Here is a 13,245-nt window from a genome sequence, read left to right as displayed (position 1 = left end):
ATTAATTCATAAATCTTTTGACAAGATAGGTGGGTTTTTAGGCTTATTTTATATGGCAATAGTTATATTTATGTATTTATATATTTCAAGTATCTCTATGATATTTACAGATGAACTATTAAGAAATCATATACTATACTATATAGTTACAGGAGTTTTATCTCTTATTATTTCTTATAACTTATTAAATAAAAAAATACATATTTAAGGAGGATATTATGGATAAAAGCTTTTCAAAAATATTTTTAATTACGGTATCATTAGCTATGATATTAATTATTTTCTCCTTAAACTTTATTGTAGAGGATGATTTAGATATAGAAGATATATCTGGGGATAGAAGTGCTCTTGGAAATATGAATATTGTTTATCAAAAGAGAAAAGGAATGTATGAAGCAGATAATATTATTATTTCTAAAGATGATGAAAAAATTAAAAAATATGTAAAAGAAGGTGTTACAAACTTTTCCATATCAAAAGAAAATGTTGATAACAGAGAATTATTAAAATTTTCAAATGATAAAAATAGTATATGTGAAACAGAGGATGAGATTGCAAGTGTATCTCTTTTAAGTACTTATTCACCTTATAATGGTGATGAAATGAAAGTATATATTGATATAAAAAATAAAAAAAGCTCAAAAATTAAAAATTATGAGATTCCCATAGATGATAGTATTGACGCAAATGGAGCAAGTATTTATCAGGCCTTACCAATAAGGGATAAGGATAATATTTATTTGGCTATTATTTCATCAGTCTATAAAGATGACAATATAGAAGAAAATAAATCATTGGATAATGAAGTTGATATGTATAAGCAAACTTACTTAAGTTTATTTAAATTAAATTTATCATCACAACAATCTAAGTGTATATTAACTAAATCATATGAACCTAGTGAAATGTATATTGATGGTGATGTTGGATTTGTAAGGGATAATGTTGCATACTTTGGTGTTAAGATAAAGGATGAAAAAAGCAAAGTAATAAATACATGTTTGTTTGGTTTTAATATTATTACTAAAGATATAAATATTATGAACTTAGGAGTTGGGAATAAAAATATAACCAATTATTATATTGATAATGATGAAGTTTTACTTTGTTGTGATGCAGATCCAATAAGTAAAAAAATAAATACTTTATTAGTAAATCTTAATAATAAAAAAATAGTGAGTGCAAATGAAATAGATTTAAAAGTTAAAGATGAGTACAGTACAGATATATTAGAAATGAGGCGAGATAATAATAAAACATACTTTATAATAGGTAATTATAAATATGATGATTATTTAGGTTATGATAATAGCTCTTCAGATATAGATTACTATATTTATGTTATAAATGAAAAGAATAATGCAATTTTATATAGTGGAAAAATAAAAGAAAAAAATATATATAATGTATCTTTTGGAATTGTAAAAGATGATGAATTGTAACAAAAACCCCCTTGGATTGTCTAAGGGGTTTTATTTTATTAAATTTGGATATAAAATATATGGCTAATATATCTTCTTGGAGATATAAAGTGAGCGAATTTTACATAATATTGAAATTTGGTAACATTCTTGTAATTATCTATGTTACTATTTTGTAATTCAAAGTAACAAGTGTGTAACTGTAATTTTTCAAGGGGTAATGATATTATAATAATATAAACAAAAGAAAAAAGACAGAAACTAAGAAATCTTAAAATAAATTACAAGGAAGTGTTGAAAAATGAAAAAAGGAATTATAGCGATAACATTATTATTAAGTGGAGCATTATTAATAACTCCAATTGCAAATGCAATCTCACAAAAAGATGAACAAGTAAATACAAAACCAGTAAAAGTTGAGCAAACTACAAATACTGAAAATACACACGTAATAAAAGATAATGAAGATAAAACAACACAAAGTGAAAATACTACTAAACCAGTTAAAGTTGAAACTACAGTTGTAGAAAATAAAGAACCTGCAAAAGAAGAAGTAAAAGTAGACGATAAGAAAGAAGAAAGTAAAAAAGAAGAATCTACTAAACCAGCTGATGAAGCAGTTGTAAAAGATGATAAAGAAAAAGAAGAAGTTCAAAGTGGAATGACAAAATCAGAAGCTGAAGCAGTTTTAAATAAATATATAAAAGACGTTGAAAAAGTTGATTTTACTTATACATATCAAGGTGATGAAAATACTTTTGAAACAATGAAAGAAAAAGGAATAAGAGGATATGTGTTTTTACCAAATATAGAAACTGACATGGCTTACTTAGTAGATAAAGATACTGGATCAATATACTTCTTCCATCCATCAGGATATCTTGAATTATTATAATAAAATATGATTTATATAAAAAGAACTTAATACTATAGAAAGTATGTATTGCACCCCAATTGTTGGACCAAAAATCTAATGATTGGGGTGTTTTGTATGACAAAATATAATTATAACTCTAAATTGAAAGTGATTATGATTTAATAGATGAAAACATATATATATGTTTGCTATAATTTTAGTAAAGATTTTAGACTACTATTAATCAAGGGGGGGAGTACGTATGTGGTTTGATAATTTTAGCAAGAAGAATTGTAAAAACTGTTATGCTTGTATAAGAGTATGTCCAGTTAATGCTATAGAAATAAAAAATGAACAAGCAAGAATTATAGAAGAAAGATGTATAGTTTGTGATGAATGCTATAGAGCATGTCCACAAAAAAATAGATTAAGTAAATCAGAGGTACCAGTTGTAAAACATTACATAAATAATAAAGAAGTAGTAGTAGCATCTATAGCTCCTAGTTTTGCAGCAGTTTTTGGAGAAAATAGTCATAAAATACCTAGTGTATTAAAACACTTAGGATTTTCTTATGTAGAAGAAACTTTAGTAGCAGCCCAACCTATAATTGATGAATATTTTAAATATATTAATAAAGATGATGATAAAAACTATATAACAACTCTCTGTCCATCCATAATCAACTTAGTAGAAAAACATTATCCAGATTTAATTGAAAATTTAATACCAGTAATATCAGCATTTGCTTGTCATGGAAGAATTATAAAGAAAAAATATGGTGAAGGCGCAAAGGTTGTATTTATAGGACCTTGCCTTGGGAAAAAAGATGAATCTAGATTTGAAAATAGTGTGGATGCTGTGATTACATTGGAGGAACTTCAAAGATGGATTCAACAAGAGAATATCTCTTTTGAGGATTTCGAAGAAAGTTCATTTGATGCTATTAGTCATTATAATAGGGTTTTTCCATTTGTATCTGAAAATACAGATTATTTTTTTGATTCAACTAAAAATAAAGAAGTAGTATCTGTAGATGGATCAAATGATTGCATAAAGACTATAAATGCAATTTTAAATAATAGAGTGAGTAATGTGATATTTGATATGAATTTCTGTGAAAGTGGTTGCCTTAGAGGATCTGGAATTGTAGACGATGGAGCTAGTTCATATGAAAGAAGAAAGAATATAGAATGCTATAGTAAAAAATGTGAAAAATTATATAGTGATAAAACAGATAATTCTTATGATGAAATACTATCAAAAGTAGACTTACAAAGAAATTTTGAATCAAAATATATTCCTTTAAAAGAACCAAGTGAAGTTGAGCTTAGGGAAATTTTAAAATCCATGGGTAAATTTGCAAGAATGGACGAAATTAACTGTAAAGCTTGTGGATATAAAACATGTAGAGATAAAGCAAAAGCAGTGTTTAATGGGTATGCAGATACAAGTATGTGCCTTCCTTATGTGAGACAAAAGGCAGAGAATAAAGCAAATGTAATTATATCGGCTACACCTAATTTAATTGGAATAGTGGACAAGGACTTATGTATAGTAGAGTTTAACCCAGCAGCACAAAACTTCTTCCAAGTTAGTAATGATGAGGCAAGGGGAGTACCAGTTATCATGTATTTAGATGAAGATAAATTTCAGCAAGTAAGAGATACAAGAAAAAATATTATTAGAGATAAAATAGAACTTTATGATTATGATGGTGTATTAGAGCAGAATATTATATGGTTAGAGGAAAATCAGATTTATATATGGATAGCTAATAATATTACTAAAGAAGAAAAGAAGGAAAAAGAATTACAGAAAATGAAGATAAATTCTATAAATATGGCTCAAGATGTTATCAATAAGCAAATGATGGTGGCTCAAGAAATTGCAAGTCTTCTTGGAGAAACAACAGCAGAAACGAAGGTTACCTTGACTAAGTTAAAAAAACTTATTGAGGAAGAGGGTCAGAGATAATGAAGTATTATATAGATTTTGCCTATGGGAGTTTATTGAAATTTGGGGAAGAACTATGCGGAGATATGGTGGAGTTTTATGCTGATGATGATCAGTTTATTGCAGTACTTTCAGATGGAATGGGTAGTGGTGTAAAGGCAAATATTTTAGCAACTCTTACTTCAAAAATAGCTCTTACCATGTTAAAAGAGGGAATGAAAATAGAAGATGTAGTTGATACTGTTAGCCAGACCTTACCTATTTGTGCCCAAAATAAAATAGCCTATTCTACTTTTACGATGGTGAAAGTGGCTAAGGATGGTATAGCTTATATTGTTGAATTTGATAATCCTACAGTATTTTTTATGAGGAGGGAAAAAATACTATCTTTGGATTGGAATGAGAGAATTATTCATAATAAAAAGGTAAGGGAATGCAAGATACAACTAGCAGAAAGAGATAGAATAGTTATGGTTAGTGATGGTGTAGAATTTGCAGGAGGAAGACAAACTTTAAACTATTCTTGGCAATGGAAAGATATTGCAAAACATCTATTGAAATTTACTAATGAAAATATGAATGCAAAAGCTATAACAAATAATCTTCTTGGAGTTTGTAATCAACTTTATTTCTTTGAGCCAGGAGATGATACTACTGTAGCAACTATAAAAGTAAGTCATGATAGTAAGGCAGTTTTATTTTCTGGTCCACCTATAAATAAAAATAAAGACAAAGAAGTAGTATATAAAATTATGGGAAGTGCAGGTAAGAAAATAGTATGTGGTGGAACTACAGCACATATTGTAGCCAGAGAGTTGAATGTAGAGTATAAATCTAGTACAGAAATCATTGATGAAAATGTACCGCCGCGAGGATATATAGAAGGAATAGATTTGGTAACCGAAGGAGTTCTTACTTTGAGAAAAGCATGTGAAATATTAAGAAAATTATTAACTACTAATGATGATAGTTTTTTACATAAAAAGAAGGATGCGGCAACTTTGTTATCGAGAATGTTATATGAAGACTGCATTCATATAAAAATGATAATAGGAAGGTGTATAAATCCTGAGAATATGATGTTAGACATTCCAGATGATTTAAGTGCAAGAATTTATGTTTTAAATGAAATGAAAAATATTTTAGTTAAACTTGGGAAAATTGTAGAGGTTGAATATTACTAGTAACTTAAGAATATGTAGTATTTATAAATCCTTTAAATGATAAAAGTTAAATAACATAAAAAAGTGATAGACTTAATGAGTTAATATGACTGAATCTATCACTTTTTATTTATAATAAGATTGTAGAATTGATTAATCTATACTTTTGAATTGCATAAATTGATAAGTGAAAAAATTTGAAAATAATTAAAAAATAAGTAATATTAGGCATATCTATTAAATATAAATTAGTATGTGTGTGGTGTTAGCTTAAAAAGTGTAACGACCTCCATGGACATATTTACACCATGCACGCCTATTATTCAGGAGGTGATAATAATAAGGAAATTACTAAAGATAAGTGTAGTGGTTTTGTGTTTATTAATGATGAACTTAGTTTATGTAAAAAAAAGTGATGCTCTTCCTACGGGGGTGGATAGAGTTGAAATTGGTAACTGGACTAAGACGAGAGAAATTAATGAAATAAAGGGGGAGGAAAAGAAACTTAACAGTGAGAGGTTTGACAATATTAGAAATATTAATTTTGAAGATAGTTTGAATCAGATAGAGGAGTTTACTAATTTATATACTTCCACATCTAAGTCAATGAGAACAGTAAAGCAGGTAAATGACGATAGTAAGAATATAATTAAGGAAAATAAAGTTCTAAGGACGAGAGTGAGAACTTTTGAACCAATTTATTCATTTACCTATGATACAATAAAAACTTGGATTGGGAGTGAGGAAAGTCCAACTTGGGGAGAGGGATACTTGGGAAGTAAAATTATAACATGGCCATGTTATGTAGAAGTTTTAAAATACGATATAAATGGCGTCGCACCAATAGAATGGAGAATGCTAGAAGGGGAATTTAAATTAAATAAGGAGCAATTAGAAGCAATAAAGTTAAAAAAAGTACAACCTGTCATAGGCATAGAAAGTGAAGAAGGGGATCAACTTATACTGCCTTTTTGTGACCTCCTAAGTATTTTTATTAATGGTGAAATAACCGATATAAACTACAGAGCATCATCAGAGCCTTATAAATTTAAGATAGATAAAGTTATAGGTAATTATAGCCTTGTAAATCTTATGGAAAATAATAAATATTGTAACAAAGAGATGGATAATAAGTTATCACAACATACACGTAATAAACATATTGACTGTAATATTTTAACGAAAACTATTAGTGATAATTATTATAAGATGGTGGGGGATGTATCTCAATACATAAAACCAGAAATTAGTGATTATAAAATATCATTATTAATAGGACAACTTGGTAGGATGGGAGAAGGTATTCTTAATTACAATGGTGGGATAAGCAAGATTACATTATTTTTAATTGAAAATCCTAAATTCAATGTGAATATTAAACCCTATACAATAAATGATAATGGTAAGAAGTTATACATAAACTCGGATTATAAGTTTTCATATAATGAAAAAATATTATTTGATGTGGAGATTATAAATGAAAGTAGTAGTTATGATTATAGTAATTTAGATCTTCGTATAGATTTAATAAAAGAACTAAAAGAGGGTAGTGCAAAAATTCGTGATGTTTTTCAATTTAACAAAAGTACTGCTAAGTATAATGATACTAGTATAAAAGATAATGTTAATGTATATGTAAATGATGATAATACACCTTGCTCAATTAATGAATTATCAAATTTAGATAAAGGTGATAAGCTAACAATAAGTAGTAATAAACTTGCTTATACTGTTACAGAGTATAACGCTTTGAAAGAACAAATAGATTATGATTACACACTTCAAGTAAATTATCTTAATGATCATATTTTTTATAAATATACAAACACAAATCGTCTACAAGCAAATCTCATAGAAGGTAGGTTAACAGTTACAGTAAATGGTAATGATGAAGATTATTTTTATTTAAAGTTAAAGGGAGAAGATAATTCTGCAAATATAAAAGTTAAAAGTAATGAGCCATATACTGTGTTGAATTTAGATTATGACAAGGAGTATGAATTGTCATTGATAAATTCGTTGTCTTACAAATCAGTAAGTAGTCAGAATTTTGTCCTAAAAAACGCTTCAGGCTATAATACAAAATCCATAACAATAAATGCAAATACAAAACCAAATAATTATTTTACACAAAGGAAGATTGATGAAATTATTATAAACAGGTGATAAATATGAGTAGGATTAATAAAAGAAAAAATAAAGTTAAGAAATTATTATTAAGTGTTATAATTGGAGTATTTTTTTGTTCTATTATTGTTTATGGAGAGAATGTTTTTTATGCTATGAAAATTTTTCTATATGAAGATAAAGCCCTGGAGATAAAAATTAGAGTAGAGAAGAATAATGATTTAGCAAATATAAATTTGAATTTTGATAATGAAGGTAGCTGTGACGTTTATCTGAGAGGTTTTGTTTTTGTTTATCCCAATAATAACGGTAATAATGGGACAACCTTAAGTAATTCATCAGTTAAAATTAATTATGGAGACGAGGATTGTTGGTTTGTTGGTGAGGATAACTATGTTTATTATACTAAACCATTGAAGATTGGAAATAGAACGGAAAAGCCTATGGTTGAAAGTATGGAGATTAATTTGAGTGAAGAAGATAAGATGATGTTAGGGAGTGGGGAATTGGGGATGGATATTGTGATGGAAGCGGTGCAGGTAAATAATTTCGCATATAAGTATGAATGGGATATGGGAAATATAGGTTTGAAAGATTTATTTGATAATAGGAGTAAACAGGAAGAAAGTAAAGTTATTGAGAAGAAAGAAGTAATAAAATTAAATTTTAGCTAGGAGGAGATTAATATGAGTAAGAAAAAAACGAGGAAAGTAGCTATAATATTAGTGTGTATATTAATGCCATTTGGAGCGTTTGGATTTGGGTATTTTTGGAATGGAGATAGTGAAGATAATCAAGTTGCTAATACACTAAGTGTAAATGGAGATATTACAGGAAGTATTACTAAAGATGCAGATGTTGATACAACAGGAATGGTACCAGGAGACGAGGTTAAATCGACTATAAATATTAATCCTACGTCTACTACTGATAGTTTACTTAGGGTAAAAGTAAAGCCTTATTGGAAAAATAGTGAGGGAAAAGAAGATTCTAAATTATCTAGTAATAATTTAGAATTAATTACAGAAGGGGTAGCTGATTCTATAACAGATAACAAATGGTATAAAGAAGGTGAATATTATTATTATATTGGAAAAGTTAATAGTAAAATGAATGAAATAAATCTTATTAAAGGAATTAAATTTTTAGTTTTAAATAATGAGAGTGAAAGTTATAAAGTTAATGACTATCAAGATAGACAGGTAGGAATAGAAGTGACTATGGAAATGGTACAATGTAGCAGTAAAGCATATAGTGGAAAGTGGAACTCAGGTGGAAATATTTTATCGGAAGATTTAAATAATCAATTAGACAAACTTTCACCGGAAGGGAAAAAGATAAATTAAGTAATATAACTTATAATAAAACTAAATATCATGACTAAAACAAGCCTTATTGAATAATACTACCAATTGTAGTACTATGAAAATAAGGCTTAATACGTTTTTGAGGAGTGATACATTGAAGAAGATTTTAACGTTAGTGCTCACTATAATTTTAGGAGTAAACATAGCAGGATGTAACATAAATCTTTCATCTAAGGATATAAAAATAATAAGTGCCAGCGGACTTGTATCAGTAAGCATGTGTAAACTGGCAAAGGAAGAAGATCAAATAGAAAAAGGATATAAAACAACATACACATTTGGAAGTGATGGAGAAGTCGAAAAAGCTTTATACAATGAAGAGTATGAGATTGCTTTAATACCAACAGATATGGCAGCTAAAGTTTATAATAAAAATTCCAACTATGAAATCAGTGCAAGTATAGGTCAGGGGTCATATTATTTAGTTACAACAGACCCAAGCATAACAGGATTTAATCATACATTAATAAATAAAGAAGTAGCTATTATTGGGAAAAATTCCATGATAGATAATACAGTAAAATCTATATTGAAGGAAAATAATGTGAATGAATCTTTGGTAAACTATAAATACTCAGATACTGAGCCAGAACTTGTTACAGCACTTGCATCAGGGAAGGTGAAAACGGGTATTGTACCAGAAACATCTTTAACGACTTTACTATACAAACATAGTGGATTAAAAATCTTAACTTCAACAAATGATGCTTATGAGGAAGTTTTCAACATACCAGAAGGATATCCTCAGTTTAGTATAATAATTAGAAAAGATTTTGCTAAAGATAACCAAGAGTATGTGAACAAATTTTTATCAAAAATGAAAGAAAGTATAGATTTTGTAAATACAAACCCATTGCAAGCAGGAGCTTATGGAGAAGAGTTTAAAATACCTGTAAAGCCACAGGTATTATCAAAAGCTATAGAAAGGTGTAATCTGAGATTTATACCAGTGAATGAATTTAAAAAGAATTATGAAGAATTTTTTTATATACTATATAACTACAATAATGAAGCTGTAGGGGGAACAGTTCCAGATGAGTCAATTTACCACAAATAAAAAAATAAAAATATTTCAAGATAAAAATAAAATGCAGGTAGCACTTTCATGTGTTATCCTGTTATTTTTATGGCAAATAATAGCTATAAAAATAAATAATGAGATATATTTACCTACCTTGGGACAAGTTTTTATCAGTATAAAGGAAATTGTATTAGAAGATAGATTTATTTTAGATATATTTTCAACTATATCAAGATGTATACTAAGCTTTATTATAGCCTTAGTTGTAGCCTTTGTATTGGCAATAATTTCTTATAGCTTTAATATGTTCAAAAACTTTCTAACACCAATAACATCTTTAGCTAGATCTATTCCAAATATGGTATTAATAGTTTTAACATTAATTTGGTTTAATAAAGAAAGCGCACCTTATATTGTTGTATTTATAATGGTGTTTCCTGTTTTATATGACGCAGTCTTAGGGTCTATGAAAAATATAGATAAAAGTATTTTGGAAATGGCTGAATTATATAAAATTAGTAGAAAAGATAAAATTATTAAAATATATTTACCAGCTATAAAATTCTCATTAATATCAATTTTATCATCAACTATATCTCTTGGATTTAAAATCGTAATAGCAGGGGAGGTTTATGGACAACCTTTATATGGCATAGGGGCAATGATACAAAGTGAAAAAGTAAACTTCAATACTACAGCTATTTTTGCTTGGATAATAATTATTGTAATAATTTCATCATTATTAAATATTATTGAAAAATTATTGTTAAGGAGAGCTTTTGTATGGAGACGATGAATAAAGAAGAAGTCATATCAATTAAAAATATAAATAAAAAGTTTAATGAAAAAATCATATTTAAGGATTTTGATATAAATTTTTATAAAAATGAAGTTAACTGTATTATTGGTAAATCAGGGTGTGGTAAGAGTACATTATTAAATATAATTAGTGGTATTATACCTAATGATAGTGAAAATTTTGAAACTATAGAAAAGTATGGAGTAAGTTATATATTTCAAGATGATAGGTTAATTGACTGGTTAACAGTAGGCGAGAATATAAAGCTTATAGTAAAAAAACTTTATAATAAAAAAAAATTAGATGAACTATGTGATAAATATCTAGATTTAGTTGGGATAAAAGAGTACAAAAATTACTATCCACAAATGCTAAGTGGAGGACTTAGACAAAGAGTGAATATTGCAAGAGCTTTTATTTATCCATCAAAAATTGTAATAATGGATGAGCCTTTCAAATCTATTGATGTAATTAATAAAAAAATAATAATGAATAATTTTAAAAAAATATTAGAAAAAGAGAAAAGAACTGTACTGTTTGTAACACACGATATAGATGAAGCTCTTTTATTATCGGATAAAATTTATGTCCTAGGAAATTCTCCTGTAGAAATTAAGAAAGTGTTCATAAATCTAAATATTATTAAATCAGAGATATATAAGCTAATTTAGATAAAGAGACAAATAAAAAACTTCTACATTTAAATAAAGTATGCACTGTAGAAGTTTTTTATTTGTATTAAGTTATATAATTTAATTAATCTAAAATATTAGCATATAAGATAGGATAATAAGTTTTACTTGTTGTATCTGGATTAAAATCAGTAACTTTTACACGTCCAAAACCTTCTGAAACAGTTTGAGTAGAATCTAACATTTTGCCTTTACCTATATATATACCAACATGATGAACATGTAGTCGAATATTATTGATTATCTCAACTCTACCACAAGAACCTTTAGACTCTACTGAGTCACAATTTTCACTATTGTAGAAAATCAAATCACCAGGTTTTAACTTTTCGAAAGGTATATCTTTATTATTTCTTAATAGATATTTAGCTTGTCTACTAGAAGTCAAGTTTTGAAGAGTATCTATGTTTACAGTTTTATAGCAATAATCAACAAAAGTATTACATCTAAATTCACCGTCAGATGTACCATAAGGAGCCCCTAATTTTTTTAAACCATTAAAAATTAATTTAGTTCGAGCATCTTTTTCAAATTCTTTAGACACACTTTGTTTAATAGATATTCCAGCATTGTTAAAAGTAAATTCAATATTCGCATAAGTTATGGTATCATTTTTTAACATTTTACAATTATCTTCTTTAAAATAATATAATTTATCTCCAAATGATTGTAGTCCAGTTAAAGCATAATTATATTTATTATGGAAGTAATATGTATCATTATTTATAGTTTTGAAACCTACAATTGCCTTATAAGTCACTTTATCGTAATAATATAATTTATCGTTTCTTTTTTTTAGTCCTGAGATGGCAGCTCCTGTATCTAAATCAAAGTAATATTTTGAATTATTAACTGTTTTTGCACCTTTAGCTATAGATCCATCTTTTTCAAATAAATAAAGTTGATTATTTATAGTAGCAAGTTGGTCTTTTAATGCGTGACCATCTCTATGAAAATAATACTTTTTATTATTCACAGTTCTAAAACCAGTTAACATTTTACCAGTAGTTTTTGAAAAATAGTATTTTTTATCGCCGATTTCTTTTAATCCGCCTTTAAATACTTTACCATCGCTTAAGAAATAGTAGCTAGTATTATCATTTACTTTTCTAAGACCGGTTAACATTTTACCAGTAGTTTTTGAAAAATAGTATTTTTTATCGCCGATTTCTTTTAATCCGCCTTTAAATACTTTACCATCACTTAAGAAATAGTAGCTAGTATTATCATTTACTTTTCTAAGACCAGTTAACATTTTACCAGTAGTTTTTGAAAAATAGTATTTTTTATCGCCGATTTCTTTTAATCCGCCTTTAAATACTTTACCATCACTTAAGAAATAGTAGCTAGTATTATCATTTACTTTTCTAAGACCAGTTAACATTTTACCAGTAGTTTTTGAAAAATAGTATTTTTTATCACCAATTTCTTTTAATCCGCTTTTAAAGACATCCCCATTTTTTAAAAAATAATAAGTATGCTTTTCGCCATTGATTGTTACAGATCTAATTCCACTTAACATAGCTCCAGAAGTAGTTGAAAAATAATACTTTTTGCCATCTATAACTCTATATCCAGTAAGTTTTTTTCCAGTTTTTTTGCTATAATAATAGGTTTTTCCATCTATATTTACTAGACCAGAGTATGATTTTGTAAAAGACGGATTAGATTTTGAAGCAAAACTAGTTATAGTATTTACTGTTATAAAAGAGTAGATAGTAATAAAAAGACATGTTCCTAGTATTATTACATTCTTCTTGGAAAGATTAATCATATAGTACCCCCCTCGTATTTTATATATTTTTGAATAAAGATTTATACGAAAAATATTTTACCATATAATAG

General features: G+C 27.2%; 12 protein-coding genes. 11 read left to right on the top strand and 1 reads right to left on the bottom strand.

Annotated features, from left to right (window positions below):
• From NSA58_RS07900 to NSA58_RS07850, 11 genes are all read left to right on the top strand, one after another.
• A partial coding sequence (locus NSA58_RS07900; protein ID WP_257560355.1) for a hypothetical protein occupies positions 1-208 on the top strand: 208 nt, incomplete at its 5' end.
• Between the two features lie 10 nt (positions 209-218).
• Positions 219-1,442, top strand: coding sequence for a hypothetical protein (locus NSA58_RS07895; protein ID WP_074080041.1), 1,224 nt, complete (start codon positions 219-221; stop codon positions 1,440-1,442).
• 280 nt (positions 1,443-1,722) lie between these two features.
• Positions 1,723-2,316, top strand: a complete 594-nt coding sequence (locus NSA58_RS07890; protein WP_052232878.1) for a hypothetical protein — start codon at positions 1,723-1,725, stop codon at positions 2,314-2,316.
• Positions 2,317-2,539: 223 nt separating this feature from the next.
• Positions 2,540-4,252, top strand: a complete 1,713-nt coding sequence (locus NSA58_RS07885) for a [Fe-Fe] hydrogenase large subunit C-terminal domain-containing protein (RefSeq protein WP_039678739.1) — start codon at positions 2,540-2,542, stop codon at positions 4,250-4,252.
• Complete coding sequence (locus tag NSA58_RS07880; protein ID WP_039678738.1) at positions 4,252-5,415, top strand: SpoIIE family protein phosphatase; 1,164 nt, start codon at positions 4,252-4,254, stop codon at positions 5,413-5,415. The genes NSA58_RS07885 and NSA58_RS07880 overlap by 1 nt, the downstream gene beginning before the upstream one ends.
• A 351-nt stretch (positions 5,416-5,766) precedes the next feature.
• Positions 5,767-7,560: a hypothetical protein gene (locus NSA58_RS07875; RefSeq protein ID WP_257560354.1), complete on the top strand. Its 1,794-nt coding sequence runs from the start codon at positions 5,767-5,769 to the stop codon at positions 7,558-7,560.
• 5 nt (positions 7,561-7,565) lie between these two features.
• Complete coding sequence (locus tag NSA58_RS07870; protein WP_074080043.1) at positions 7,566-8,195, top strand: hypothetical protein; 630 nt, start codon at positions 7,566-7,568, stop codon at positions 8,193-8,195.
• Positions 8,196-8,207: 12 nt separating this feature from the next.
• Positions 8,208-8,867: a hypothetical protein gene (locus tag NSA58_RS07865; protein ID WP_039678735.1), complete on the top strand. Its 660-nt coding sequence runs from the start codon at positions 8,208-8,210 to the stop codon at positions 8,865-8,867.
• 115 nt (positions 8,868-8,982) lie between these two features.
• Positions 8,983-9,945, top strand: coding sequence for an ABC transporter substrate-binding protein (locus tag NSA58_RS07860; RefSeq protein WP_074080044.1), 963 nt, complete (start codon positions 8,983-8,985; stop codon positions 9,943-9,945).
• Positions 9,923-10,705, top strand: coding sequence for an ABC transporter permease (locus tag NSA58_RS07855; RefSeq protein WP_052232876.1), 783 nt, complete (start codon positions 9,923-9,925; stop codon positions 10,703-10,705). The genes NSA58_RS07860 and NSA58_RS07855 overlap by 23 nt, the downstream gene beginning before the upstream one ends.
• Positions 10,693-11,379: an ABC transporter ATP-binding protein gene (locus tag NSA58_RS07850; protein WP_139045053.1), complete on the top strand. Its 687-nt coding sequence runs from the start codon at positions 10,693-10,695 to the stop codon at positions 11,377-11,379. The genes NSA58_RS07855 and NSA58_RS07850 overlap by 13 nt, the downstream gene beginning before the upstream one ends.
• Positions 11,380-11,464: 85 nt before the next feature.
• Here the strand turns inward: NSA58_RS07850 and NSA58_RS07845 are convergent, their stop codons facing one another.
• Positions 11,465-13,174, bottom strand: coding sequence for an NlpC/P60 family protein (locus NSA58_RS07845; RefSeq protein ID WP_257560353.1), 1,710 nt, complete (start codon positions 13,172-13,174; stop codon positions 11,465-11,467).
• Between the last annotated feature and the right edge of the window lie 71 nt (positions 13,175-13,245).

The sequence above is a fragment of the Terrisporobacter muris genome, from assembly GCF_024621905.1.
GTDB lineage: Bacteria > Bacillota > Clostridia > Peptostreptococcales > Peptostreptococcaceae > Terrisporobacter > Terrisporobacter muris.
Note: the sequence above shows the minus strand (reverse complement) of the source record. Positions and strands in the feature narration are given on the sequence as shown.